21 protein-coding genes are annotated in these 26205 nt (G+C 71.5%); 9 read left to right on the top strand and 12 right to left on the bottom strand.

Going from position 1 to position 26205, the window contains the following annotated elements:
- Positions 1-551 precede the first annotated feature (551 nt).
- Positions 552-1355, top strand: coding sequence for a helix-turn-helix domain-containing protein (locus ACFQVD_RS42100; protein WP_343975033.1), 804 nt, complete (start codon positions 552-554; stop codon positions 1353-1355).
- 38 nt (positions 1356-1393) lie between these two features.
- Here the strand turns inward: ACFQVD_RS42100 and ACFQVD_RS42095 are convergent, their stop codons facing one another.
- The 4 genes from ACFQVD_RS42095 to ACFQVD_RS42080 form a co-directional block, all read right to left on the bottom strand.
- A complete protein-coding gene (locus ACFQVD_RS42095) occupies positions 1394-2860 on the bottom strand; it encodes a PepSY-associated TM helix domain-containing protein (RefSeq protein ID WP_343975030.1) in 1467 nt (488 codons plus the stop codon).
- A 323-nt stretch (positions 2861-3183) separates the two neighbouring features.
- Positions 3184-3726, bottom strand: coding sequence for a hypothetical protein (locus ACFQVD_RS42090; RefSeq protein ID WP_343975027.1), 543 nt, complete (start codon positions 3724-3726; stop codon positions 3184-3186).
- A gap of 221 nt (positions 3727-3947) precedes the next feature.
- On the bottom strand, positions 3948-5003 hold the full coding sequence (locus ACFQVD_RS42085; RefSeq protein WP_343975024.1) for a CU044_5270 family protein: 1056 nt from the start codon (positions 5001-5003) through the stop codon (positions 3948-3950).
- Positions 4996-5661: an RNA polymerase sigma factor gene (locus ACFQVD_RS42080; protein ID WP_343975021.1), complete on the bottom strand. Its 666-nt coding sequence runs from the start codon at positions 5659-5661 to the stop codon at positions 4996-4998. The genes ACFQVD_RS42085 and ACFQVD_RS42080 overlap by 8 nt, the downstream gene beginning before the upstream one ends.
- Before the next feature lie 293 nt (positions 5662-5954).
- Between ACFQVD_RS42080 and ACFQVD_RS42075 the strand changes: the two genes are divergently transcribed.
- On the top strand, positions 5955-7064 hold the full coding sequence (locus ACFQVD_RS42075) for an ADP-ribosylglycohydrolase family protein (protein ID WP_343975018.1): 1110 nt from the start codon (positions 5955-5957) through the stop codon (positions 7062-7064).
- Here the strand turns inward: ACFQVD_RS42075 and ACFQVD_RS42070 are convergent.
- Positions 7042-8028 (bottom strand): hypothetical protein, encoded by a 987-nt coding sequence (locus tag ACFQVD_RS42070; RefSeq protein ID WP_364148793.1) that lies wholly within the window; start codon positions 8026-8028, stop codon positions 7042-7044. The genes ACFQVD_RS42075 and ACFQVD_RS42070 overlap by 23 nt on opposite strands.
- Positions 8025-8414 carry a hypothetical protein gene (locus ACFQVD_RS42065; protein WP_343974296.1) on the bottom strand — a complete coding sequence of 130 codons (390 nt, stop codon included), beginning with the start codon at positions 8412-8414 and terminating at the stop codon, positions 8025-8027. The genes ACFQVD_RS42070 and ACFQVD_RS42065 overlap by 4 nt, the downstream gene beginning before the upstream one ends.
- A gap of 121 nt (positions 8415-8535) precedes the next feature.
- On the opposite strand from ACFQVD_RS42065, the gene ACFQVD_RS42060 reads away from it, so the two are divergent.
- Positions 8536-12093 (top strand): CHAT domain-containing protein, encoded by a 3558-nt coding sequence (locus tag ACFQVD_RS42060; protein WP_343974300.1) that lies wholly within the window; start codon positions 8536-8538, stop codon positions 12091-12093.
- Between the two features lie 37 nt (positions 12094-12130).
- Here ACFQVD_RS42060 and ACFQVD_RS42055 read toward each other — a convergent pair whose 3' ends face one another.
- Positions 12131-12847 carry an SDR family oxidoreductase gene (locus ACFQVD_RS42055; RefSeq protein WP_343974303.1) on the bottom strand — a complete coding sequence of 239 codons (717 nt, stop codon included), beginning with the start codon at positions 12845-12847 and terminating at the stop codon, positions 12131-12133.
- 167 nt (positions 12848-13014) lie between these two features.
- Between ACFQVD_RS42055 and ACFQVD_RS42050 the strand changes: the two genes are divergently transcribed.
- From ACFQVD_RS42050 to ACFQVD_RS42040, 3 genes are all read left to right on the top strand, one after another.
- A complete protein-coding gene (locus tag ACFQVD_RS42050; protein WP_343974306.1) occupies positions 13015-13860 on the top strand; it encodes a helix-turn-helix transcriptional regulator in 846 nt (281 codons plus the stop codon).
- Between the two features lie 62 nt (positions 13861-13922).
- Positions 13923-14255 carry a hypothetical protein gene (locus tag ACFQVD_RS42045; RefSeq protein ID WP_343974309.1) on the top strand — a complete coding sequence of 111 codons (333 nt, stop codon included), beginning with the start codon at positions 13923-13925 and terminating at the stop codon, positions 14253-14255.
- A gap of 68 nt (positions 14256-14323) precedes the next feature.
- Positions 14324-16816, top strand: a complete 2493-nt coding sequence (locus tag ACFQVD_RS42040) for a DUF4132 domain-containing protein (protein ID WP_343974312.1) — start codon at positions 14324-14326, stop codon at positions 16814-16816.
- 152 nt (positions 16817-16968) lie between these two features.
- Here ACFQVD_RS42040 and ACFQVD_RS42035 read toward each other — a convergent pair whose 3' ends face one another.
- From ACFQVD_RS42035 to ACFQVD_RS42025, 3 genes are all read right to left on the bottom strand, one after another.
- Entirely contained in the window at positions 16969-17631 is a 663-nt protein-coding gene (locus ACFQVD_RS42035) for a DUF998 domain-containing protein (protein ID WP_343974316.1), read from the bottom strand.
- Positions 17632-18298: 667 nt separating this feature from the next.
- Positions 18299-19453 (bottom strand): ARPP-2 domain-containing protein, encoded by a 1155-nt coding sequence (locus ACFQVD_RS42030; RefSeq protein WP_343974319.1) that lies wholly within the window; start codon positions 19451-19453, stop codon positions 18299-18301.
- Entirely contained in the window at positions 19450-20919 is a 1470-nt protein-coding gene (locus ACFQVD_RS42025) for a hypothetical protein (RefSeq protein ID WP_343974322.1), read from the bottom strand. The genes ACFQVD_RS42030 and ACFQVD_RS42025 overlap by 4 nt, the downstream gene beginning before the upstream one ends.
- A gap of 439 nt (positions 20920-21358) precedes the next feature.
- On the opposite strand from ACFQVD_RS42025, the gene ACFQVD_RS42020 reads away from it, so the two are divergent.
- Together ACFQVD_RS42020 and ACFQVD_RS42015 are read left to right on the top strand one after the other, a co-directional pair.
- A complete protein-coding gene (locus tag ACFQVD_RS42020) occupies positions 21359-21823 on the top strand; it encodes a hypothetical protein (RefSeq protein ID WP_343974325.1) in 465 nt (154 codons plus the stop codon).
- Between the two features lie 236 nt (positions 21824-22059).
- Positions 22060-23034, top strand: coding sequence for an ankyrin repeat domain-containing protein (locus ACFQVD_RS42015; RefSeq protein ID WP_386273839.1), 975 nt, complete (start codon positions 22060-22062; stop codon positions 23032-23034).
- Here ACFQVD_RS42015 and ACFQVD_RS42010 read toward each other — a convergent pair.
- The gene (locus tag ACFQVD_RS42010) at positions 22938-23444 is read right to left on the bottom strand and encodes a winged helix-turn-helix transcriptional regulator (RefSeq protein ID WP_343974333.1); all 507 of its coding nucleotides are present in this window, start codon (positions 23442-23444) and stop codon (positions 22938-22940) included. The two genes, ACFQVD_RS42015 and ACFQVD_RS42010, sit on opposite strands and share 97 nt — an antisense overlap.
- A 93-nt stretch (positions 23445-23537) precedes the next feature.
- On the opposite strand from ACFQVD_RS42010, the gene ACFQVD_RS42005 reads away from it, so the two are divergent.
- Positions 23538-24209 carry an NAD(P)-dependent oxidoreductase gene (locus tag ACFQVD_RS42005; protein WP_343974338.1) on the top strand — a complete coding sequence of 224 codons (672 nt, stop codon included), beginning with the start codon at positions 23538-23540 and terminating at the stop codon, positions 24207-24209.
- Between the two features lie 76 nt (positions 24210-24285).
- On the opposite strand, the gene ACFQVD_RS42000 is transcribed toward ACFQVD_RS42005, so the two are convergent.
- Positions 24286-25845, bottom strand: a complete 1560-nt coding sequence (locus tag ACFQVD_RS42000; RefSeq protein WP_343974341.1) for a serine/threonine-protein kinase — start codon at positions 25843-25845, stop codon at positions 24286-24288.
- Between the last annotated feature and the right edge of the window lie 360 nt (positions 25846-26205).

Here is a 26205-nt window from a genome sequence, read left to right as displayed (position 1 = left end):
CCAAGGTGGATCCAACGGCTTCATGGGTGCGGGCTGCAGCAGCCTCTGGTTGTTCGCGGTCACTGCGGAGCTCGACGGAGGCATGTTCTGCGACGATAAGCATGCTGTCAGCTGTCACGTCGGCGACGCTGCGCCTTCCGCAAGCTCCTCGTCTCCCGCTCTAACCAGGCGCTATGTCTTCGCGGACATCCTCGCCGACCGGCCCTCCAGAGCACGCGGAATCGAGGAGAAAGGTCATGCCCCCGCCGCCTACTGTGCCGAGGTCAGAGGCACGACTGTCCCTTTCTCCCGTACTTGGTCTGCCCCCATTGCGTCCTCGACGGTGCTTTGGCCTGGCCACGAACCACCGGCCTTGGGGCATTCTCGCCGACAGGAAGACCTGAACGGCTCCACGCGAAGTCGTCCAAGCCTAAGAGTCGTGTCGCAGTTCAACACGTGTCCCTTCCGCCAACTTCATCTGAAAGGGACACCTGGCCGCCTCCTCCACATCATGGCGAGCATTACATCTTCAGTAATGGTTTCGCTGATCATCACCGGTTATCGTGGGCCGCATGACCACCACCAGCGCGTCCCGGCCGGTAGGTGAGCTTCTGCGCCAGTGGCGGGAGCGCCGGCGAATGAGCCAGATGGACCTGGCGATCCAGGCGGACATCTCCACCCGGCACCTGAGCTTCGTGGAGACCGGCAGGTCCAAACCGAGCAGGCAGATGATCCTGCACCTCGCCGAGGAGCTGGACCTCCCCCTCCGCGAGCGCAACCACCTGCTGCTCTCCGGCGGTTTCGCACCGCTCTACTCGGAGACACCGCTCAACTCCCCGCACATGGCGTCCGTGCGCGAGGCGCTGGGGCAGGTGCTCAGCGGGCACGAGCCGTACCCGGCGGTGGTCGTCGACCAGCGCTGGAACCTCATCGACCGCAACCCCGCCACCGGGTTGCTGCTCCGCGGGGTCGCGCCGGAACTGCTGGAACCCCCGGTCAACGTGCTCCGGCTGAGCCTGCACCCCAAGGGCATGGCGCAGCGGATCATCAACCTGGGCGAGTGGCGGGCCCACCTCCTGCACCGGCTCCGCCGTCAGATGAGCCTCACCGCCGACCCCGAGCTGGCCGCGCTCTGGCGGGAACTCGACGACTACCCCTGCGACCAGCCCGAGCCGGAGATAGACCGGCCGGGGCCCGGTCACATCGTGATCCCGCTCAGGCTCCGCCGCGGCTACCGGGAGCTGGCCTTCTTCAGCACCATGGCCACCTTCGGCACCCCGCTGGACATCACCGTCGCCGAGTTGGCCATCGAGGCGTACTTCCCGGCCAACCCGGAGACCGCCGCCTACCTGCAGCACCAGCACCACCCGGACTGACCCGGACGGGGGTGCGGGCGTGCCCGCACCCCCGTCGCTCAGCCGGAGACCCCGGCTCCGGACCTGGCGGCACCGGACTCGTCGGTGCCGGACCCGTCGGTGCCCGACCTTCCCGCGCGCGTCCCCGCGATCCTGGCGAGGACGACGTCGATCACCAGGAAGGCCAGCAGCGAGACGCCCAGCAGCGGGAGGAACACGCCCACCGCGATCGCCGCCGCCATCAGGGGAAGGGCCACGACCAGGGGCAGCCTCCGCAGGCCGCCGCGCCGGTAGGGGGCGGCGAAACCCCGGGTCGGGCGGCGCAGCCACCACATGCGGTAGCCCCACACGATGACCGAGATCAGCGCCACCGCCAGCACGGCCAGCAGAATCTGGTTGGCCAGGCCGAACAGCACGCCCATGTGCCCGTCGATGCCCCACCTGGTCAGCTTGGCCGCCACGGGGAAGTCGTCGAAGCGCAGTTCCGCGGTCACCTGGCCGGTGGCGGGATCGACCGCCACCTGGTCGTTGCGCTGCGGCCAGAGCCGGTCCATCTCCTTGACCACGTACGAGCTCCCCGGCTCGGACGGCCAGACGACCTCCAGGGGCCCGGACAGTCCGCTGCCCGCCGCCGCCCGGACCACCTGGTCGGCGTCGAGGCTCCGGGGGCCGCCTCCCCCGTGTCCCCCGGCGGCGTGGTCACCGTGGCCGCCCGAGGAGGGCAGCGACGGGGTGGACCAGCCGAACGAGGTCTGCAGCACGTCGACATTGGCTCCGGCGTACTTCGACCAGGTCAGACCGGTGGCCGACAGGGCGAGCAGGCCGATCAGCGCCCACAGGCCGACCGAGCCGTGCCAGGAGAGGGTCCCGCGCAGGCCGCGGGCGCCGCGCTCGGGCGCGACGACGCGGCGCAGCCGCCGGCCTGCCCGGCGGCGACGGGTCAGCCAGAGCACCAGCCCGCCGAGTCCGACCAGCCAGAGCCAACTGGCGGCCATCTCGCTGTAGAGGCGTCCCGGCTCGCCCAGGTGCAGGTGGCGGTGGAGCTGGGAGATCCAGGTCCGCACGGGCAGGGCACCCGAGCTGCCGTAGCTCTCCAGGGCGCCCCGGACCTGACCGGTGTACGGGTCGACGAAGACCGCCAGGCGGGTGCTCTCCGCGAGGCCGGGCACGTCGAGCAGCACCTGGGTCGTCTGGCCCGGCTCGTCGAAGGTCCGCACGGCTCCGAGCGTTCCCTCGGGGTGCGCGGCGGTGGCGGCGTCGATCTGTTGTGCCAGCGGCACCTTCCGCTGCCCCTCGGGGACGGGGACGGTCAGCTCGTGGGAGTGGACCACCTTCTCCAGTTGGAAGGAGGCCGCGTACAGCAGGCCGGTCGTCGCCGCCACCAGCAGGAAGGGCGCGACGAGGATGCCGGCGTAGAAGTGCAGGCGGAGCAGGAGCGAGCGCAGCGTCGTCCAGGTGGAGGGCGTGCGTGGGGCGGCCGGTGTGGACGGCCCGGTCTCGGGCTGGAGCTCGACGTTCGACGTCATGGAGGTTCTCCGTTCGCAGGGAACGCGCGCACCGACAGGTACGCGTCACCGCGGTGTGGGGTTCGGTTCGCCGGGACGGCCGTCGCGAGAGCGTGACGGCATCGGGGCGGAAAACCGGGAGGGCACTGCGAAAGCCGCGCTCGCCGCCCCGGGCAGGAGACGGGAAGCCGGCTCACCACCCGGGGAGGGCGCGGAGGAGTTCGGGCCGACCGGCCGTGCCGGCAGCCGTCCGGGAAGGGCGCGACGGCTCACGGTCCGGGAACACACGGCGTCCGGGGTCGTGTGCCCGGCGGACACGACGGCATCCGGGCGCGGGCCCGATGTCAGATGGCGAGCGGGAGCGCGGGCGGCCCGCGGCGTGACACCGCGGCGGCGAGCAGCCGGGTACGGAGTGGCACCCGGTCGTCGGGCGCGGCGGGCGGAGCGACGCGGCGGACGACGGGCGCGCGCCACAGCAGCAGGGTGAGGAGCGAGGCGAAGAGCAGGTACAGGAGCATGGCCAGACCGCGCTCCCCCCGCTCCAGCCAGTGGGCGGACAGCAGCGCCATCACGGCGTGCACCAGCAGCATGAACACACCCGCGTACAGGCCGCCGGCACCGTGCTCGTGCCCGGTCACCGGTGTGACCTCACCGGAGGTGAACCACAGGTGCATGCCGTACTGCGCGGCGAAGCTCGCCCCGAGCAGCATGCCGAAGCCACGCTGCCGCCTGGCGAGCAGGAGGGCGCCCGCCGCGGTCGGCGGCACCGCCCAGACCAGCACGCCCGGCCCGACCGGGCTGCCTCCGGCCAGCACGTGCATGGCCAGCGACGCCGTCACGCACACGACCGCGAACACCGCGGCGCGCAGGAGGCGGAAGGCGTGCATAGGGCAATGGTGACAGAGACCGGTGCCTTCGCCATACCCCCGATTCGCAGTGAAAGCGTGGATTCGTATCGCTCGATGGGTGCGCCACGATCGGGTGGTCGGGGCCGCTCACCTTCGGGGCCCCGACCTGGCGATGCCCTCGGTGCCCTCGGTGCGCGCACGGGGCGCCCGCGCCGGTGGCGTCACTCGCGAGGCGTCGGAAGAGGGCGGCACGGCCCCGGCTATCGGGCGACCCTGGGCGCGTGGTCGGCCACCTCGACCTTCAGCAGCGCCGTCGAGGTCAGCACGCTGCCCACCGGGGCGGCGGCCCTGGCCGCGTCCACCACCACGACGCGCTCACCCAGGTACCGGTAGGTGGCCGGGTCGAAGATGTACTCGTGCCGCACCCCGCCCTCCCGGTTGGCCATGGCCGCCGCGACCCCCGCGCGTCCCGCGGCGTCCCTGACCCCGCCGACGGTCTCCACCCCGGGGATGGTGCCGGTCGCCGCGAAGAGCGCGGCCCGCTGGGCGGCCGGCAGGTACGCCTGCGTGATCATCGAACCGACCCGCCCCCAGGCCTCGTAGTGATCGAGGGGCCTCCCGGACAGGCCGGTGTAGAGGTGCTCGCGCATCCCCGCGGGGTCGGTGGGCAACCGGCTCAGGTAGGCGTAGTCGGTGCGCAGGTGGTCCGGACGGATGTCGACGCCCTCGATTTTCGACGGCTCGCCCCCGCTCCCCACCCGCCGCCTGGCCTCGGCGGGCAGCGGCTCTCCCGGGTACGGCTCCGGCTCCAGGTGCCTGACCGATATGACCCCCTCATCCAGGGGGGATCCCTCGACCGGCAGCCAGAGCTTGATCGTGACGCGGTCGAGGTAGCGGCCCTCCTCCGGCTTGACCCGGAACATGGCCTGCGACTCGTAGACGAGGAACTGGCCGGGCTTCGGATGCAGTTCCTCCTGGCTGCCCGCGGTGTCGGCGGCACGCCGGAGAACCTCCACCACCGCCACGGGCGCCACCCGGACCGCCGATTCCGGCGAGGGGAGCGAACGGGCGCCGACGAACGCGACCCCGGTGACCGCCATGGCCGCGGCTCCCAACGCGACGCTCGTACGGAGGTTCGCCCGAAGGCTCACCGGACGGCCCGGCAGGCGGCCTGTCCGGCGACCGGGACGGCCGGGCGGCACCGTGCCGAGAGCGGCGATCTCCGATAGCAGCCGCCGCTCCTCGGCACGTAGCTCGGACACTCCTGCCCGGGGTACCTCCGAGCGCAGCCGGTTCAACCGGGTCATCTCATTCATGGACGGATTCCTCGCTGACAGATGTGGGATCGACTCCGCCGAGCCGCCTGCGTACCTTGCTCCGGGCGCGGTTGACACGCGAGCGGACCGTGCCCACCGGGATGCCCAGCGACCGGGCGGCCTCCGGGTAGGTCAGGCCACCCCATGTCACCAGCAGCAACACGTCCCGGTGGCCCGCGGGCAGCCCGGCCAGGGCGGCCGCCAGGCTCCGTCGTACCGCGCCGGCACTCAGCCGCTCGTCGCTGCGCTCGGTGAACGGGACGGTCACCGGATCGACGCCGGTCCGTTCGAGAACGCGCAGCTGCCGCACCTCGACGCGCCGGTGCCGCCTGATCAGGTTGGTCGCGATGCCGTACAGCCACGGGCGCGCGCTGGGCTGGGACGGGTCGTAACCCTCCCGCCCGCGGAACGCCACCAGGAAGGTGTCCGCCACCACGTCCTCCGCCGCGTCGACCCCCAGCCGCCGGGTGACGTAGCGCTTGATCTCCGGCGCGTGCCGGTGGAAGACCTCGGCGAACGCCTCGGGCTCCCGCCGGGACCGCTCGATGAGGGAGGCGTCGTCCACCCCCTCGGCGGGGGCCTCCTCGTCGTGGGAAAGGACCTCGTCGGGGAGAAGGACCGCGCCGACCTCCGTCCCGGTCCGGCTCGTCTCGCTCATATCCGGCCTCTCGGCTCTCGGTCAGGACACCCGTTGTTGCCTTCCCGAGCGCTCGCGGTTCCCGAAAACGACGAGGACATCTCCCGGATGTCGCACCGCGCCATGTTTCGGAGGCTTCTCACCCGGCCGCCGTTCTCCACGTTCTGGGTGCCTCTCGAAAACGCGGCCAGCTCACCCCATATCGGTCATTTTCCGTTATGACTCCGCGTACAGTCTCAAACTCCGATCCCGACACCGAGGAGTGAACAGACGTGCGTCCTCCCGCCCATGACCTGCCGGACCATCGCAGTCGCGTGAGAGGTTGCCTGCTGGGCGGCGCGCTCGGCGACGCGCTGGGAGCTCCCATCGAGTTCGAGTCGATCGGCCGGATCCGTCATCAGCACGGCCCCGAGGGAGTGACCGGGCTGGTTCCCGACTGGCGCGGCGCGGTGGGCCTGATCACCGACGACACCCAGATGACGCTGTTCACCGTGGAGGGGTTGATCCGCGGGGGCGATGTCGGCGCGGTCCACCGCGCCTACCTGCGCTGGCTGGACACCCAGCGGCATCCCTCCCCGCCCCCCGGCTCTTCTGGGAGCGACCCGATCCGCACCGGCCTGCTCCGCGAGCAGAGGTGGCTCTACTCCCGGCGCGCCCCCGGGAACGCCTGCCTGTCGGGCCTGCGACACCGGGGCGCGGTCGTCCCCGCGCCGTTCGGTGAGCCGGGTCCGGTCAACCCCGACTCCAAGGGCTGCGGAACGGTGATGCGCTCGGCCCCGTTCGGCCTGCGCGCGCAGAGCCCCCTGCGTCCCCGAAGCCCCCTGGGCCCCCGGCACGCCTTCGACCTGGCCGCCGAGTGCGCCCAGCTCACCCACGGCCACCCCACCGGCTACCTCGCCGCCGGCGCCTTCGCGGCCGTCGTGCACTTCCTGGTCACTCCCGCCGGGCAGAGCGACCTCCCCGTGGCGGAGGGCGAGCCGCTCGCGCGGGCCGTACGGCAGGCGACGGACCTGCTGGAGACCTACCCCGCGCACGAGGAGACCAGCCGGGCGCTGCGCGCCGCCGTGTCCCTGGCGGCGAAGGGAGACCCGAGCCCGGAGCGGATCGAGTCACTCGGCGGGGCGTGGGTCGCCGAGGAGGCGCTCGCCATCGCGGTCTACTGCGCCCTGGCGCACCCCGCGCCCGGCGACGTCGAACGGGCGCTACTGCTCGCGGTCAACCACTCCGGCGACAGCGACTCCACCGGGGCCCTCTGCGGCAACCTGCTGGGCGCCCTGCACGGCGAGGCCGCGCTGCCCGCCGGTTGGCTCACCCGTCTGGAGGGCCGCGACGCCATCACCGAACTGGCGGACGACTTCGCGGCCTGGTCCACCGGAGATCACGAGATCACCGACGCCTGGCTCAGGAGGTATCCCGGTCCCTGACCTCGGGGACCGCCCGCTGCTCCACGGATGTCGCGGGAACGGCCGGCAGGGATTCCAGGTCTTTGCGGAGGGTGCCGGTGATGGCCAGTCCCGTCTGGCGGGTCAGGGGGCCGTCGTGGGAGATCCCGAGCTGTACGGCCAGATCCCGGCCGTACAGGTCGACGGTGGCCTCGACGAGGTCGGCGAGGACCGCGGCGGCCTGGCGGGCCCTGACCCGGGCGGTGAGAGCGATGGCGACGGTGACCGGGATCGCGGGCCACCACCACCAGCCGAGGGGAAGGTAGAGGATCGCCCAGCCCGCGAGGCGGGCGGCGGCGGTGTGGTTGTCGCGGGCGACGGTGAGCTCCGCCCGGGTCTGCTCGGGCATGATGAGCCACAGGCGTGGCCAGGCGGAGTCCAGATCGAGGTCGTAGGCGGCGTGGACACGCTGGTCGGCCGCGTACAGGCGATCGCCGATCCAGGTGGGCCGCTGCGGGCGTGTCAGGCCGATGGCGTTCCGCGCGCCGATCGCGTCGCCGACCTCGTGGGCCGGCGCGCCGGAGACCTGGGGCGCGGAGCCCGCTCCGGCCCGGACCGCGGCGGTGATCTCCCGCCGGACGCGCGCGTCGGCCTCGTCCCAGCGCTTCCTGCGGCGCTCGGTGAGCCGCCGGGCCAGCGGGTTGCGTCCGGGGGTGGTCCAGACCCGCTCGACCGCCTGCCCGAGTGCGGCGGCGGTCAGGGCCGCGGCGGCCGCCGCGGCCAGGATCCCGGCCGCGGCCAGCAGGACGGCGCCGGGGCTGGCGGAGGCCGGCTGCGCGGCGATCCGGTTGGCGGTGTCGCGAAGTGCCGCCACGTCCAGGGCGCGGCCGTGCCGCAGGGTGGCGGCCACCACGGCGCAGGTCAGATAGACCAGACCGGGGAGGACGAGGAGGGTCAGCCATCTCTCGGCCAGCTTCTTGCCCAACTCGGCCAGGAAGACGGTCATGTCGGTACCCGTACCAGCGCCATCGCGGTGCCGAGGGCCGCGCACACGGGTGGTGCGGACTCCCGCGTCACGGGTTCGACGCGGCCGCACCGCCTCAGCAGGGGACAGGCCCACGCCTGCACCACGGGATGGCCGCCACCGGTGCCCGCCACCGGGCGGTAGACGCGCTCGGAGGTCGTCACGGCTCCCAGCCCGAACCTGGCCATCGCCTCGTCCAGCGCGTCCAGATCTCTTTCCAGCGCCGCGCCGTACTCGCCACGGCCGAGGGCGTCCACGACGGCCGCCAGCGTCTCACCCGCACCCGCCTGCTCGACGTACCCGGACAGGTCGTCGTCCGCACCCAGCAGGGCGCACAGGTTTCCGACTCGCTCCGCCAGCCCGTCCATGATCCTCACTCCCGGTATGCGCCATGGCGAGTGTAAGGCGTGCGGTTCATACGTGATCTAACATCAGAAAACGGCGAGGCGGGCAGGGTCATCACACGGTGCCGGTACCGGGAGGACGCCAGTGCGAGAGCTTCTTCTGGCCGCGATCCGCAGGCGGATCCTGGCGCTCCCGACCACCGGGGACCCCGGACGGCTCCTGGGTGCCGACGCCCTGGACGAGGTGAGACGGCTGCTGGAGCTCGTCGGTGACGTGGCCGGCGACATGGAGGTCGCGCACACCGTCGGCATGCTGTACATGTTCCGCTGGCAGTCGCTGTCCGGGGGCAAGGACGACGACGACATGCGGACCGCGGTGATCCTGCTGGCGCAGGTCCACCGGGTCGCTCCCGACCGCGTTCCCGAACCGTTGCGAACCTACTTCCGGCAGAATCCGAGCGTGGTCGCCGACGTTCCGAAGCTCGGCGAGGACGGGCCCGAGCAGTGGACCGAGCAGGCCCGGCACCTGCTCGGGCGCGCCCGGCGAAGCGGGGATCCGGCCCTCGCCGTCGAGGCCGTGAACCTGCTGCGGCGCGCCCTGGCCGCCACCCCTCCCGGCCACCCGGACCATGTCACCGGCCGCGCCAACCTCGGGTTCGCCCTGCGGACCCTGTCCGGGGCGACCGGGGACCCGGAACCCACCCGCGAGGCGATCTCACTGTTCCGCCAGGCCCTGGCCGCCGCCCCGCCCGGCCACCCGGATCACGGTTACGTTCTGGCGGGCCTCGCGATCTGCCTGCAGAGCCTGTTCTGGCTGGCCGGCGACGTGGACGCGCTGACCGAGGGGGTCCAGGCGTACCGATCCGCGGTCGCCGCCACCCCACCCGGACACCCCGAGCACGCCAGACGTCTGGCGCGGCTCGGGGCCGCCCTGCAGGCGCTGTTCGAGCGGACCGGGAACGTGGACACCCTGACCGAGGCGGTGGAGGCGGGCCGGGCCGCGGTCACCGCCACTCCCCCCGGACACCCCGACCGCGCCGGGCACCTGAACGAGCTCGGGGTCGCCCTGCGCCTGTCGTTCCAGGTGACGGGGGACCTGGGCAGGGTGACCGAGGCGGTGGAGGCGTACCGGGAGGCGATCGCCGCGACCCCTCGGAACGCCCCCCACCGGGGCAGGGGCCTGCGCGAGCTCGGGATCGCCCTGATGGCCCTGTTCATCAGGACCGGGAACGCGGATGCCCTGACCGAGGCCGTGGAGGCGAACAGGGACGCGCTCGCCGTCACCCCGCCCGGCGACCCCGACCGTGCCGGCTACCTGCGTGACCTCGGGAGTGCCCTGATGATCCTGTTCGGCCGGACCGGGGACACCGGCACACTGACCGAGGCGGTGGAGGTGTGCCGGGCCGCGACCGCCGCCGTCCCTTCCGGCAACCTCCGCTACGCTCCGTGCTCCATGCTGCTCGGCAACGCGTTGCGGCTGAGATTCGAGCGGGCCGGCGATCTGGAAGACCTTCGGGAGGCGGTGCGGGCGAACCGGGACGCGCTCGCCGTCACCCCGCCGGAACACATCAACCACACCGCGTACCTGAACACCCTCGGCATGACTCTGCTCGACCTGGCCAAGCGGACCAAGGATCCGGACGCCGAAGCCGAGGCGCTGGAGCTGTTCCGCCGGTCCCTGGCCGCGACCCCGGTCGAACACGCCGCCTACACGGCGTACTCGGCCAACCTCGGAGCGGCCCTCGGCAGGATGTTCGAGCGGACCGGAGACATGAACACCCTCGGCGAGGCGGTGCGGGCCTACCGGGACGCGCTCGCCACCACCTCACCCGAACATCCCGTTCACGGCGAGATCTCCCTCGCCCTGGGGCGGGCCCTGTGGAGCTCCTTCGAGCGGACCGGAGATCCGGATGCACGGCGGGAGGCCGGCGCCCTGTTCACCCGGGCCACCGCCTCGACGGCCTCATCGGTGAGCACGAGATTCAACGCGATGAGAGGAACGGGGGTGCTGGCGATGGCGGCGGGGGACGCCACGACGGCGCTCACCACACTGGAGAACGCCGTCGCGTTGCTACCGCAGTTCTCGCCGCGCCGGCTGTCGCGGGCGGATCGCGAACACGGCCTGGGAAGAGCGGCCTGGGTCGCCGCGGAGGCGGCGTCCGCGGCGATCGGGGCGGGACGCCCGGACCGGGCGGTGGAACTGCTCGAACAGGCTCGCGGGGTGCTGCTGGCCGAGACCATGGGGGCCCGGGGAGATCTCTCCGATCTGCACGCTCACGCGCCGGAGCAGGCGGCGGAGTTCGTACGGCTCCGCGACGAACTGGACGCCACGGACCCTTCCGGCTTCGACCCCGCCACCGGCGGCCCGGCCCTTCCTCCCATGACCTCGCCCGGCGGTGAAGCGGTCGGTGAGACCCGCGAGGAACAGGCACGGTGGGCGATCCGGCACCTCGCCGACCGGCGCCGGCGGCTGGCCGACGAGTGGGAGGAACTGCTCACCCGGATTCGCGAGGTTCCCGGCCTGGCGACGTTCCTGCTCCCGCCGCGGATCGACGACCTGCGCGGGCAGGCGGCCGACGGACCGGTGGCGATCGTGAACGTGAGCAACTTCCGATGTGACGTGCTGATTCTCACCTCGGACGCCGGACAGCCGGTCAAGCTGGTGGAGCTGCCCGGCATCACCATCGGCGACGTGGTCGAACAGGTCAACCGCTTCCAGTCCGCGCTCGCCCTCACCACCGGCTCACCAGGCGAACGGCTACGGGGCCAGCAGCAGGTGCGAGCCGTGCTCTCCTGGCTGTGGGACGAGATCACCGGCCCCGTGCTCTCCGAACTCGGCCTGACCGGCCCGGTCGAGGTGGGCGGTAGGTGGCCGCGTCTGTGGTGGTGCCCGGTCGGGGAGATGGCGTTCCTGCCGCTGCACGCCGCGGGCCACCACGGTGCGGCTCCGCCGGACACCGGCGAGGACGATCTCCACGACACGCCGCCGACGGTGATGGACCGGGTCGTCTCCTCCTACACGACCACCCTCCGCGCGCTGCGCTACGCCCGGCAGGCCCACCGCGACTCCCCCGGACCGGATGCCGGCCGGGGAAAGGGCGCGCTGATCGTCGCGATGCCGGAAACCCCCGGTGCCCTCGTCTCCGCCCTGCCGGGTGCCCGCTCCGAGGCACAGCGCCTGACCGAGTTACTCCCCGGCTCTCTCCTTCTCACCGGACCGGCCGCCGACCACGACGGCGTGCTGGCCGCGCTGCCCCGTCATCGCATCGTCCATCTGGCCTGCCACGGGCTCAGCGACGCGAACAACCCCGCCGCCGGCAGGCTGCTGCTGTACGACCACGAGACCAGACCGCTCACCGTCACGGCTCTGGCCCGGCTCCACCTCGCCCGTGCCGACCTGGCCTACCTGTCGGCGTGCGGCACCACGGAGACCAGCCAGCGTCTGGCCGACCAGGCCGTCCACATCACCGCCGCCTTCCAACTGGTCGGCTACAAGCACGTCATCGGCACCCTGTGGAGCATCAACGACAGGGTCGCCGTCACCGTCGCCGACGAGGTCTACACCCACCTCACCGACGGCGGTACGACCGAACCGCGCAGCGAGCGAGCGGCCCATGCCCTGCACCACGCCATCCGGCGGCTCCGCGACGACTACCCGGCCAGCCCGACTCTGTGGGCCTCGCACATCCACGTCGGAATCTAGCGTTGTCCGGGGCGGGCCGACCGGGGCGGAACGGCTGTCACCAGGGGACGGGACCTGCCGCGTCGAAGTAGCCACCGGTGGGACCGTCGGCGCCGACCATGGCCAGGCGCACGATGACCTCCGCGCCCTGCTCGACGGTCTGCACACCGTTGTGGCCGTTGAGGTCGGTGGCGGTGTAGCCGGGGTCCACCACGTTGATCCTGATCTTCGGGTACGCCTTGGCGTACTGCACGGTGAGCATGTTGAGCGCGGCCTTGGAGGAGCAGTAGACCAGGGCGGGTATCTTCGACTCGAAGCGGGTGGGATCGGTGGTCACCGCCAGCGAGCCCAGACCGCTGCCGACGTTCACGACGACGGGGGCGTCACCGGCTTCGAGCAGCGGCAGGAACGCGTGCGTGACGCGCACGGCGCCGAAGACGTTGGTCTCGTAGACGGTCCTGGTGTCGGAACCGGTGACCTCGCCGACCGGTTTGCGCGGTCCGGCGATACCCGCGTTGTTGACGAGGACGTCGAGGTGGCCGACCTGCTCGCGGACGACCGCCGCGGCGGCCTGGACGGAGTCGTCGTCGGTGACGTCGATCAGCAGCGGGCGGGCCTCGCCCGCTCCACCCCGGGCGTTGAGGCTCTCCACCGCCTCCTTCCCGCGCAGTTCGTCGCGTGCCCCGAGGTAGACGGTGTGTCCCGCCGCGATCAGGCGGCGGGCGGTCTCGAAGCCGAGCCCCTTGTTCGCTCCGGTGATCAGTGTGGTTGTCATGCCCACCACTGTCGTCGGCGCGGAACCGCACAGGTAGTACCTCGCGCTTCCTGGGAACGGCGGTACCAGGCAACGGACGCCGCCCCGGACAGGAAACACCGGGAATCCGTCCTGCCTGGTACAGGCGGTACCAGGCAGGGGCCGGAGAACCATCGCATACTGGATGAATGACCGGGAACGGAGAGCTGGGTGCCGCGCTTCGGCACTGGCGGGACCGGGTCGGCCCGACCACGGTCGGCCTACCGGCCGGCGGCCCGCGCCGGGCGGCCGGGCTGAGGCGCGAGGAGCTGGCGATGCTCGCGGGGGTGTCGGCCGACTACATCACCCGCCTCGAACAGGGCCGGGCCTCCTCCCCGTCCGCGCAGATCCTCACCGCGCTGGCGCGGGCCCTGCGGCTGTCCGCGACGGAGCGGCAGCACCTGTTCCTGCTGGCCGGCCGGCCGCCGCCCACCACCGGGCAGATGTCGGCCCACATCACGCCGGGGGTGCGGCGGCTGCTCGACCAGCTGGACGGCACCCCGGTCAGCGTCCACGACGCAGCCTGGACCCTGCTCGATTGGAACCCGCTGTGGGCCGCGCTCTTCGGGGACCCGTCCGTGCTGCGCGGACGCGACCGCAACCTGCTCTGGCGCCACTTCTCCGGCGGGTCCGGTCGCGTCAGCCACACCGCCGAGCAGGAGGCCCGGTTCGAGGCGGCCACGGTCGCCGACCTCAGATCGGCGACCGCCCGCTATCCCGCCGACGCCGACCTGAGATCGCTCGTCACCGACCTGCGGAACCTCAGCCCCCGTTTCGCGGAACTGTGGGACGCGCACGTCGTCGGCGTCCACGAGTCGGACACCAAAACCGTCGACCACCCCGAGCTCGGCCCGCTCACGCTCGACTGCGACGTGCTCACCGTGCACGGCAGCGATCTCCGCATCGTCGCCTACACCGCCGCCCCCGGCAGCGAGGCCGCCGACAGGCTGAGACTGCTCGCCGTCATCGGCATCCAGAGCATGTCACCGTCCTGACCCTCGGCGGATCGAAGACCACCGACGACCACAGCCGGACGTTGTTGCGCCAGGTGATGGCGATGGACGGACGGCCGGAGGCGCGTGCCGGCCGGCGCGCCAGGCCCAAGTACGCCACCAGCGCGGCGACCAGCCCGAGGCCGGTGTGGGCCGCGAAGACCGCCCACACCGGCAGTCCGGGTATCGCCATGACGGCTGTTCCGAGCCCGAAGGCCACGGCCAGGACGCTCAACGCGGCGCGTGGCGGCAGCCGGTCGGCCGCGGACGTCCTTGCCGTAAGCCGGTTCGCCGTCTCCGCCCTCGCCGAGACCACCGCGGGCCTGCTGACCTTGGCGACCGGTATGGCCGCGCATCCGGGCGAGCGTACCTGGCTCGATGCTCATCTGCCCGCCTGAAACCGCGGCCGGGATTGTCGGAGCCGGTTGGTAGTCATGGCGGTGCCCCCTATCGCTGGAGACGACCGTTGACTTCTGACATGGGCCTTCTCGACGAGCTCTCCGCCGAGCAGCTCGGCTGGCTCGGCGACCTCGACCGGACCCGCGCGGACGTGTTCGCCCGGCTCGACGAGTTCTACGTACCGGAGCAGTGCTGGCCCGCACCGACGTTCACCGAGAAGGTCACCGCCGCGCTCGGGTCCGATCTCAGCGACGCGCAGTGGCGCGCGGTGGGAGTGTGGGCGCAGTTGCGGATGAGCATGCCCCGCGACCACCGCCCCGGCTCCGCGCTGCTGGCCCTGCGGGTCTCCGAGCGGAGACCCGCCTGGACCGGTGACGAGATCGAGCTGCTCTGGCGGGCAGCGGTCGAGCCGATCCTGCACGGTTACGCCCACGAGGCCCCGCTGCTCATCCCGTGGGCGGTCACCAGGAAGCTCACCCACGAGGAACAACGCCGCCATCTTCCCACGATGCGCCGGATCCAGGAGATCATGACCGCCCACCCATGGCACTCCGGCTCGCGGCTCAAGCGCGACATGGACGTCTTCCTGGCCGGGCACGCCGAGAACCCCGTAACGGCCGCCACCTGCCTGGTCGGCGGCGGCGACGGCTTCGCCGCCCTGCTGGTCACCGAGTACGGCTCGCGCCTCGGTGACCCGCGGACGTTCCCCCTGCTGCGCCACTGGATGACCGCCACCTCGGCGCGTCCCAAGCCCGCCTGGCTCGGGCAGGCCGCCGACCTGCTCACGCCGGACGCCACCGCGCTCATCCGGGAGATCCTGGGTCGGGTGCCCGCCTATCGGGAGTCGACGGTCCAGCAGCGATACGGCGATCATGTACGGACCACGACGACATACCTCCATGAACGCACCGCCACACTGCTGCGTGGCATGGTGTGGAACTGCGAGCTGATCGGCGAGCCCTGGACGGTCCCGCTGCTCGGAGAGGTGGCGCTGGCGGCGGGCACCGGAATCGGCGGGTCCGGACCCAACTCGCGCTGCGAGATGCTGGTCAACGCCGCCCTGCTGGTACTGGGCCGGAACGGCGGCCTGGAGGTGGTGGCTCCGCTGGCCCGGATGCAGGCCAAGGTCAGGAGGAAGTCGATTCTGGCGAAGGTCGCACAGGTGCTGGACACGGTGGCCGTCCATGCCGGGCTCAGCCGCGAGCAGTTACTCGACCGGACCGCGCCGACGTTCGGACTCGGCCTCGACGGCGTACGCGAGGAGAGGGCGGGCGAGCACGTCATCCGCCTGGCGCTGAACGAGGCGGGCACACCGCTGCTGACCTTCCTCAACCCGGCAGGCAGACCAGTCAAATCAGTGCCGAAAGCAGTCAGGGAGAGCCACGGCGCGCTGCTCTCCGAGTTCAGGAACACACTCAAGGAGATACGCGGGACCCTGCCCACCGAACGGTTCCGCGTCGAGCGAGCGCTTGCCGAAGACCGGGTCTGGCGCTGGGGTCAGGTCGAGGAGTTCTTCCTCGACCACCCCGTCACCGGCGTCCACGGCAGGCGGCTGATCTGGCAGATCCTGCAGGGTCCCGCCGGGACACCGGTCAGGGCCGGCGACGGCTGGGAGCTCACCGACCCGCTCGGCCGCCGGATCCAGCCTCGTGCGGACACCCCGATGCAGCTCTGGCATCCCATCAGGGAGACCGTCGAGGAGGTCCGCGCCTGGCGCGACCACCTCCTGGAGATCGGGTCACGGCAGCCGTTCAAGCAGGCATTTCGCGAGGTCTACCTGCTCACCCCGGCCGAGGAGCGGTCCGGGACGCTCTCCAACCGCTTCGCCGAGCACCGGCTGCGGTACGGCCAGGCCAAGGCGCTGCTGTCCGAACGTGGCTGGACCGGTCTCTCGCTCGGTCACTGGGACGCGGCGGGCGGCTCTGAGCAGGGCGAGGCCGTCAAGGACATCCTCGGCTGGCAGGCGCGCTGGGACATGCACCTTCCCTGGGAGTCCTGGGAGACCGACGGTGGTGGCACCGCCGCGTTCTGCGTCAGTGGCCCGATCCGGTTCTACCGCACCGACGAGGAGTCGTCGCAGGAGGAGTTCCGTAGACCGGCACCGCTGACCGAGGTGCCGTCGCTGGTGCTGTCGGAGGTCATGCGTGACGCCGACCTCGCCGTCGGTGTCTCCTCCGTCGGTCTTGACCCCGAAGGGCAGGGCGACTACTGGCAGTCCTACAACTTCGGCGATCTCACCGAGACCGCCGAGATCCGTCGCGACGCCCTGGCCCGGCTGCTCCCCCGCCTGCGCATCGCCGACCGGGCCGAACTCACCGACCGCTTCCTGCGGGTCCGCGGTGACCTGCGCACCTACCGGATCCACCTGGGGTCGGGCAACATCCTGATGGAGCCCAACGACGCCTATCTCTGCATCGTCCCCCGGGGCGGGTCCGACTCGGTCTTCCTGCCGTTCGAGGAGGAGGGCGGCATGCTGTCGGTCATCATCTCCAAGGCGTTCCTGCTGGCCGACGACACCGCGATCACCGACCCGTCCATCACCCGTCAGATCAAGGTCTGACCCGATGTCCGCACGCCGCGTCCCTGCCCTCGGGCGCCGAGGCCCGGCTATGGAGGGTGACGACAGGCGAGACGACCTGGCCGAGCAGAACGGGCCGTGTCCCCTCGCGGTGCGAGGGGACACGGCCCGCGGCGGGTCTCCACCGGGTGTCTCTAGCGGAGCGAGGCCAACCGGTCCGCCGCCACCACGGCGACCCACACCATCGCGGTGATAGCGCCGATGGCCAGGATCAGCGATCCCGCCTGCCCACCCGACATCGCCCAGATGTCGCCGATGGCGAAGACCAGGCCGCTGAGCCGCGAGGCGGCGGCGAAGCCGGGGCGGCCGGCGCGGGAGAAGTGACGGCCCAGCACGAAGCAGGCGGCGATGAGCGCGGTGAACGCGATGGATCCGGCGACCATGTGCATGAGGCCGCTCCCGCTCAACGTACCCGTCTGGCCCAGCGGGGTGCCTGCCGGGAAGCCGTCGCCCGGGTCCATGACGAACACCCCGGCGGCGGCCATCGCGACGCCGTTGACCAGGATCAGCCTGGGCGCCCAGGTGCCACCGGGCGTGCCGCGCAGCACGCGGCGCAGGCCGATCGCGCCCGCGATCGTCAGAGCACCGCTGACCAGGAAGTTGGCGATCTGCAGCCAGCCCAGATCGCCGGTGCTCAGCATGCTCAGGGGGTGACGCGTCAGGTCGAAGCCCTCGCGGGTGAAGGCCTGGGCCAGCGACACGACCGCGAAGAGGGTCGTGGCGGCGACGGAGCAGGTGAGCAGGGCACGCGTCGCGGGGATGACGGGGATGACGGTGCCAGACTGGACGGCGGTCATTGAGATTCCTCTCTGGTGCGACGGGGATCCGTCGCCGTACTCGGTCCGCCGGTCTCACCCGGCCTCGCTGACGCGTCGAACGAGGGGGCCGGGAATCGACACTGCCCCACCGTCACGCCCCTGGACTGCGAATACGCCACCCCATGCGCATTCCCTGTCACATCGGGCCGCGCCCCGGGTCAGGCACCGACTCCGCCGCGCGGCTCGGGCCCACCGTACGGACCGCTGCCGGACACCGGGCGAAGGAACCGCTGGAGCCCGGCCGGGCAGGCCGGACTACGGGCTTTACCTCACCCCAAGGGCTGCGCGAACGCCTGCAGACGATCAACCAGGACCTGCCCGTGCCGGGAGTGGAGGCCGGCCTGCCGAAGCAGTCCTCGGCATGCTCGGCCGTCTGGACAGGTACGACAAGAAGGTGGCCGACGGGCACCGGAAGGTGATCGGCGACGCCCTGGCCACCGCGGTCGGCGCGCAGCCGGTCCTGCTCGGCTCGGAGTGGCAGGCGGGCGACCTCAAGAAGGCGCCGGACGGCGAGCTGGCGACCCTGCTCCGGTACGGCATGTTCCCCGCCGCGTGGCTCACCGAGATGGCACGGGGCAGGGCCGGAAAGCCGGTCGGCGACGGCGACGGCACCCTTCCCCGGCACGCCTGTGCCGATCCCGGGCGGTCACCGGGCGGCGCGGCGGGCCTGAGCCCGGTAGTGGTCGAGGACGTCCTGGCGGAGGAGGTGACCGAAGCCCGCGGCCTCGATGCGCAGGCCGAGCTGCGGCTCGGTCACGCCGAGCGTGACGGCGGTGTCGGCCAGGTTCCAGTCGGCCGCGGCGAGCCGGGTCAGCAGATGACCGCGGCGGACCTGGTTCTCCGACAGACGGAACGTCTTGAGGTACGCGAGCCGGCCGGCGCCGTCGGTGACGAGCTCGCCGATGTGGTTCTCACGCCGACGTTCGAAGGGCGGCAGGAAGCGGGACAGCCGATACCCGCCCATCTGGTAGACGCGCCGGTACGTGTAGTCCGCGTCCAGCAGCCCGCCCGCCATGACCCGGTCATGGAAGGCCGCCCACTCGTCCTGCTGCCGGCGGGCCCGCGCGCGCAGGTCGGCGAGTGAGTGCACCGTCGCGTCCACGATGCGGGCCCGAAAATCGGGCACCGGCCCGCTGAGCATCGCGTAGTGGTAGATCAGCTCGCCGTACAGATCGTGCACGAGGGTCGCGTACAGGGCGCGGTAGTCATCGGGATGCGGCACCACGAACGCGGCGGCGAGCGCGTCCGCGACGTAGACGAGGACGCCGCACTGACCGGGGTGGATCTCGAAGACGCGAAGGGCGTCCTCCAGGCCGCCGACCTCCGCGCCCACGTACGCCTCCTCGACGCGAGGCGAAAGCCCGTGGCTGATCGCGCGGTGCGACCATTCCTCCCACACGATCTCCGGGCCGCCGAAGTGCAGCGCCAGGTAACCCTCCAGCGCCAGGTGCAGCGGCAGGAAGCGCAGCCGGTTCCGGTCGGCTCGGCGAGCCATCCGGCGGTGGAACCGCAGCGGCATCCGGCTGGGCGTGCGGTCACGCTCGGCCGGCCCGCGCAGCTGGGTTCCGTACGCCGCGGCGGGGGTGCCGTCGCGCGTCCAGCTCGCCACGAACCCGTGCGGAATGTAGGAGAGGTACTCGGTCCGCGGGTCCACCTCGACGACGCCGGACTCCGCGTCGTAGAGGCGGGCGTCGAGCCGCAGGTCCTCGATCGGCTCCTCGCGGACCAGCGGGACGAGCCGTACGCCACCCCAGACCTGCGCGGGGCGGGTGGTGAGCCCGGTGAGAGCGAGATCTGTCATGCGTCCTCCCGCAGGAACCCCTCGACGCGGCGCGCCAGGTGGGCACGGAGCTCGAAGATCCCGGTGCGCCCCTCCGCGAACCGGGCCAGCTCCACCAGGGCGACCAGGTTCTCGGCGTCGCGAATCCCGGCGGTCGGGACGGTGGGCGCCAGCCGCCGTACGTCGAAGTCGGCGGCGTCGTACACCGGGTTGAGGTGCACGACGGCGCAGCTGTGGTCCGGGTCGAGCCGGGTGCGCCAGATCCGCAGCACCTCTCCCGCGAGCCCCGGCGGTGAGTTGTCCCATCCGTCGGAGACGATGACGAGGCGCCCGGGCCCGCGTTCGAGGCCGTCCAGGATGCGCTCGCCGAGCGGCGTCGCCCCGTACGGATGGACGAGCAGCGCGTCCGTACGACCCGACAGCCACAGCGGCGTGTACTCGGCGGCCAGCGCCTCCAGCAGGAAATGGCAGGCGAGCGCGACGGCGAGCGGACGGTGGCGCTTGTGCCCCGAGCCGTACGCGGAGAAGCTGTCGTCGAGGACGGCGGCCACCGCGCCCCAGCTCCCGGCCTGGTCGCCCGCGGTCCGGCGGGCGGCCGCGCGCAGCGCCGCCGTCAGCTCGGCGCGGCGGCGCACGCGATCATCCAGTGAGAGGGCGAGCACGTACGACGCCAGCCGGGTCAGCGGCATCGTGGTGAGGTCGGCCCGCACCGCGTCGACCTTCAGGCCGCGCGCCGACTCCTGCAGGCGCAGCCGCTCCAGCCGGGTGAGCCGGGGTGCGATGCGCTCCAGGAAGGTGGCGCGGGCGATGCGGTGCTTCGCCGCGAACCCCTCCGCCACCGTGTAGGGCAGCCTGTACAGCGCGGCCTGCTCGTAGTGGGCCCGCCGCCAGGTCTCCAGGATCGGTGTGGTGTAGGCGGCCGGCCGGTGCGGGGTGAACAGGAACGGCCCCAGCTCCCCGGCCGGGCTCAGGTGGGCATGGCGGACGGCGTCCCTGACGGCGCCGCGGTACTTCACCGCGTCGAACGTGAGGTCGGGACGGGCGGCCAGCCAGTCCCGCATGATCGCCCTGGTCCGCCGGTTGTTGACCCTGGCGCGGCGCAGCTCGCGAAAGAGCCCGTACACCCTGGGCGGCGGCAGCAGGGCCAGCCGCCGGGCGATCAGGCGCCCCTCGGCCCGGCGCTGCTCCAGGTCCGCCTCCCCCGCCGTGACCAGCAGGTTTCGAGCGATCAGTACGGCGTTGTGGTCGTTGACGTCCAGGGCGAGGGTGGCCGCGTACAGGTCGCGGTAGTTGCCCAGCAGGTACTCGTGCAGGAAGTCCAGCGAGAGGCTCTGCTCCTCCGCGCCGGAGTGGAACTCACGCTGGCCGGTGGCGGTGATCGCCGCGTTCACGAACAGCAGGACGTCCTCGGCGGCGATCAGATCCGCACTGGTCTCGATCTCCGCCTCCCGAGGTGGTGTACGGGGCCGGCCGGGGAATGGGGGCACGAGCTGCGAATCATCGCTTCAAAGGCGGGTCCCGGAAGTCGCACCGAAGTCCCGCGGCCGACCCCGGAAGGCTAGCACCGACATATCCCCTTCTTCTTCCTTATTTCCCGCCGCTGTGCGGCCCGTCTCGCCATCGGTACGTCCAAATGAACCGGCCCCGGTCACGGAATGGGCGATGCCGGCCATCCTCGACGGTCGCACCATCTGCCATGTTCTCGTCACCCCTGGAAGCTTCCAGGTTCCCGTACCCCCACCCCGTGTTCGATCATTTGATCGAGTGACCGTCTTCCGGGCAGACCATCGAACCGGCCTTGCCGGGATCACCTTCGGCGACCGCGACCGAGTTGTCGATTCCCAAAGAAAAACCACGGAATCGACCGGACAGGTAGCACGCCGAATCGGTTCCCTCTTCACCGGAAATACAGGAGAAAAGGAAGAGATGAAAACATCCCGTCGCCTGGCGATCGCCGGTAGTTTGCTGCTGACCGCGACCGTGGCGCCGTTCGCCGGTGTCCAGGCCGCCCAGGCCGCCGTGTCGTGCGGCTACACCACCGTCACCGTGGATCCCCTGATCACCCACAAGGGGGCGGGCACCCCCTCGCAGAACAACGGCCTCACCTCGTTCCGTGGCCGCGTGTTCCAGCTGCGCACGGAACCGACCTTCGACTACAGCCAGGGCAACATCGCCTCCGGCTACAAGTCGGGCGACAAGGTGTGGATAGACGTCTCCGAGAACCAGGGACAGAGCTGGACCCAGTGCGGCCCGTACTACCGCGACCGGACCTACTTCTCCTACCACAAGGGGAAGTGGATGCGCGTGTGCGTCAATGTCGACGGCATCACCCAGTGCGCGACCAACGGCAACAAGACCGGCCCCGGCGGAAGCAAGTGGTGGGACGACTGACCTCGATCCCACAGAACGAACCGGGTCGGCCAATGGGCGCTGTTCCGGCAAGCCCGTCAGTGGCCCGCAGCACAGGAGCCACCGGTGGAGGCGACGGAGACCCGTTCCTGGTGAGAACCAGGAGTTGAACCTGACCTCGGCCCTCTGCCCGCTCGGCAGAGGGCCGAGGCGAAACGACGGACAGTTCGGATACGACATAATCGCCCTGCCCGTTGCACGCCGATTCGAGGAGCGTCATGACCGGTTCCGGGGCGGCGGGATGGTTCGGCGTCAGCGCGCGCGGCTGGGCCGATCGCGATGTGATCCGCGCCAGGCTGGAAGCGGGCGCCGACCCGAACTCGGGCGCCTACGCCTTCGGCGGCTACGACGGAAAACCGTTGCACCTCGCGGCCGAATGGGGAACGCCCGAGTCGGTGACCGAGCTGGCCGGTCACGTCGACGACGTCGACGCCGAGTACGACGACCGGACCGCCCTGTGGGTGGCCGTCTTCGCCCACCGCCTGGACAACGCCCGCGCCTTGGTCGCCGCCGGAGCGGACCCGTGGCGGCCCATGATGGCCGGATGGTCTCCTGGACGACTCGCCCTCGCCGGTCCGGCGCCCGACCTGTTCCCGGTCCCCGCCGGGCATCCCGGCCTGTCCCCCGCCGAGGCCGCGACGGTCACGGAGGCGCGACGCCTTATCGCCGCGCTGGGGGAATTCGACGAAGAAGGCTTGAGCGTGGCGTGCGTGGCGAACATCAGCGCGGCCGAGGCCGCCCGGCGGCTGGCGGCCCGGCCGGCCGATGACGCCGACGTCGAGGCGGCCCTGGACGATCCGTGGTCCGACTTCGACGGCAGTCTGAGGATCGTCGGGGTCACCGACGTTCCCGGCGGATGCGTCGTCACCCAACCATGGGGATACGTCCCCTCCACCCCCGAAGTGACCCTGCCGCTGTCCGTGGGAACCGTCTGCTACAGCATGGGCGCCAATCCCAAGAGCGGAAACCAGGGGGCCGTGAGCCGCGACGGCGTCCTCGATGACTCGGACACGCATCCCGGCGGCGGCGACGCCGGGGGCCACCTGACGGCCGACGAGATTCTCGCCGAGTACCTCTACCAGGGCCAGGCCGTGGCCTATTGCTGCGCGGCGGCGGGGCTGCGACCGTCCGACGCGCGGGCCGTCGTCGGCCCACCGGATCTGTGGTTGCGGCTACCGGAACGAGACCGCTGATCCCCGTCTACGCCTGTCTCAGCGGTTCTCAGCGGTGGTGGGCCGGGTGCGGAGTCGTGCGCGTCACGGGCTTCGAGGAGGGCGGAGAGGTGCTCCCCGCTCCAGGCGCGTGCGGCCGCGATGAGGGTCAGCAGGCTGCGCCCCAGCGTCGTCAGCTCGTACTCGACCCGGGGCGGGTTCTCGTCGTACGCGGTGCGGGTGACCAGACCGTCGCGTTCCATCGCCCGCAGGGTCTGGGTGAGCACTTTCGGGGTGACGCCGCGCAGCGGTCCCCGCAGTTCGTTGAACCGCCGCCGGCCGCCTTCGAGACAGAGCACGACCATCGCGGTCCACTTGTCGCCGATCTGTATCGGCATGGCGCTGGACGGGCACACCGGGTCGAACATCTGCGGGTCCAGGGGTTCGATCATGGACGCGAGGCTATCCCGGTATCTTTGAGGTAACCAGTATCTCCCAGATACCGTCCTGTCCGGCGGCGACCTACGCGGCCGGATTGGAGCGACATGAGCGACATCGTCATCTTCGGGGCGGGGGGCCGGGCGGGACGGGCGGTCACGGCCGAGGCACGTGAGCGCGGACATCGCGTCACGGCAGTGGTCCGGGATCCGGACAGGTACCCCGGCATTCAGGCGGACGGCGTCCGCGTGGTGCGGGGCGACGTCACGGACGCATCGGCGATCTCCTCGATCGCGCCCGGCCATGACGCCGCGGTTCAGGCGGTGAGCCCGTTCTCCGGCCCGGAGCAGGGCTTCGCCGACCTCGACCCGCGGTTCTTCGTGAAGGCGGCCGACGCCCTGCTGCACGGCCTGGCCGAAGCGCGGGTGCCCAGGCTCGTCCTGGTCGGGCTGTTCGCGAACCTCCGCGACGCCCACGGGCGTCCGGTGATGGACGACCCCTCGGTCTTCCCCGCTGAGATCCGGCCGTTCGCCATCGCGCACACGGCCGGTCTGGACCGGCTCCGCGAGGCCGGGGACACCGCGGTCGACTGGCTCATGCTGACCCCGCCCGCGCTGCTGGAATCGACGGGCCCCAGAACCGGCCGCTACCGGATCGGTGGAGAGACCGTGCCCCAGGCGGCATCGGCGCACCTGTCCTACGCGGACCTCGCGGTGGCGGTGATCGACGAGATCGACACCCCACGACACCACCGCACCCGCGTCTCCGTCTTCGACTGAGCCGGTCCCGCGAGCGACCAGAGGCCGCTGAGACGAGGTCGTACAGCACGGCCGCGGACGCAATCTCGCGGGGGCGTCATCGATCGTCGAGACCGTCGAGGAGCGCGCGGACCTTACCGGCCTCGGCGTGCTGCGGACCGTATCTCCGCTCCAGGTCGCCCAGCAGGTCACCCAGCGTGCGTCTGGCCTGGGCCCGGTTGCCCGAGCCGAGTTCCACCAGCCCGATCTGACGCCGGAGTTCGAAGATCCGCTCCTCGTCGGCGCCGAATCGCCTCTCGTCGGCCAGGAGCTCACGGAACTGTGCCAGGGCGAGGCTCATCTCCCCGACCGCCGCATGGCAGTTCGCCTCCATCAACCGGCACCGCAGTGCGAGGTTGTTGCCCGGACCCTCCACCTTGGCGACATCGGCCGCCAGCCGCTGGAACTCGGGCGCCGCCCGGCGGTAGTCCCCGCCGAGGAAGAGCGCCTCGGCGAGCTCGATCCGCAGGTCCACCACCTCGGAGCTGGCCGAGCCGAACGAGCCCTCGGCGGGACGCATCACCTCCGCCAGCACATCCGCCGCCTGGGTGAAGCGCGATTCCACCTTGAGCTTCCTGGCATCCCTACGGGCGCGTTCGAAGTCATCGCGTCCGATCTGCGCAGATTCTCCGGCGAGCCTGATCCGCGGCGGCCGTACCGGATCGGCGGGCCGGCGGTTCCGGTTCGCTCCCATGGGAGCGACGCGTCCGACGACCGCGGCGTACATACGCACCGGGTGCGGCGCGTCCAGGTTCACATAACCGGGAAAGGGCGGCAGCTCGCGGCAGAAGTCCAGCAGCCGCTCGTAGACCACCTCCGCGGTGGCCGGCCGTTCCTCGGGAGACTTGGCGAGCAGCCACAGGACCAGCCGCTCCAGACCTTCGGGGATGCCCTGCCTTCTGGCGCGTAGCGGCCGGGGCGGGACGTCCGTGTGGTTGCGCATCGAGGCCAGCGCGGTGGGGGCGGCGAACTGGTTCTCGCCGGCGAGCATCTCGTCCAGGATCACGCCGAGGGAGTAGAGGTCGCTCTGCGGGCCGGCGACTCCGGTCGTGGCCTGCTCCGGCGCCATGTACGCCGGGGTGCCGAGCACCTCGCCCGTTCTGGTGAGCCGGGTCGTCTCCGCGCCGGCCCGGACGGCGGCGATCCCGAAGTCGAGCACCTTCACCGTGCCGTCGGAACAGAGCATCAGGTTGGCGGGCTTGAGGTCGCGGTGCACCAGCGAGTTGGCGTGGGCCACGGCCAGCACCGAGCAGACCTGGGCGGCGATCGCCACCGCCCAGCCGACGGGCACCTCCGTCTCGTCGAGGAGCGCGGAGACGGAGGCGCCGTTGACGAGCTGCATGACGAGGTAGAGGTCGTCGCCGTGCGATCCGCAGTCGTAGACCGTGGGAACCCCCGGGTGCTCAAGCCGGGCGGTGATCCGTGACTCACGCACGAAGCGTCTGGTCAGTTCCTCGTCGCTCCGGCCGTCGGGCAGTTTGTCGGCCCTGATGAACTTGATGGCGATCGGCCGGTCGAGACGCTTGTCGTAGCCGAACCAGACCTCGCCCATTCCTCCCGAGCGACGCGACAGGGGGTCCAGCTCGTAGCGGGCCCCGATGATCGTCCGCCTGCTCAAAACCGCCCGCCTTCCGGAGATGTCGTGAATCCTCGGGATCTTCCGAGGAGACGCATAGGTTGATCGGCCGGACCACGGCTCGCGTTCCAACGAATGAGTGATTTCGTCGGCTAAAAGTGAATGATATTCAGAAAAACAGCAGATCGACGGTGGCCGAGGCATCGGCGGCGTACTCGGGGAGGTCCCGGATGCGTTTCGCGGCCCGCTCCGCCTGGTACACCGCATCCTTGGCGGCCCCGCGGAGCGACTTCGGGCAACCCCAGGATCCGGCCCTTCCGCCCGTCCAGCCAGGCCGCGAGCTCCTCGAACGCGTTACGCACCTGAAAGGAGGTTCCCGGTTCGAATGTCCGGGGAGTATCC

This window comes from Streptosporangium amethystogenes subsp. fukuiense (genome assembly GCF_042665875.1).
Taxonomy (GTDB): Bacteria; Actinomycetota; Actinomycetes; order Streptosporangiales; family Streptosporangiaceae; genus Streptosporangium; species Streptosporangium fukuiense.
The sequence above is the reverse complement of the archived record's forward strand: the minus strand, read 5'-3'. Positions and strand labels throughout refer to the sequence as shown.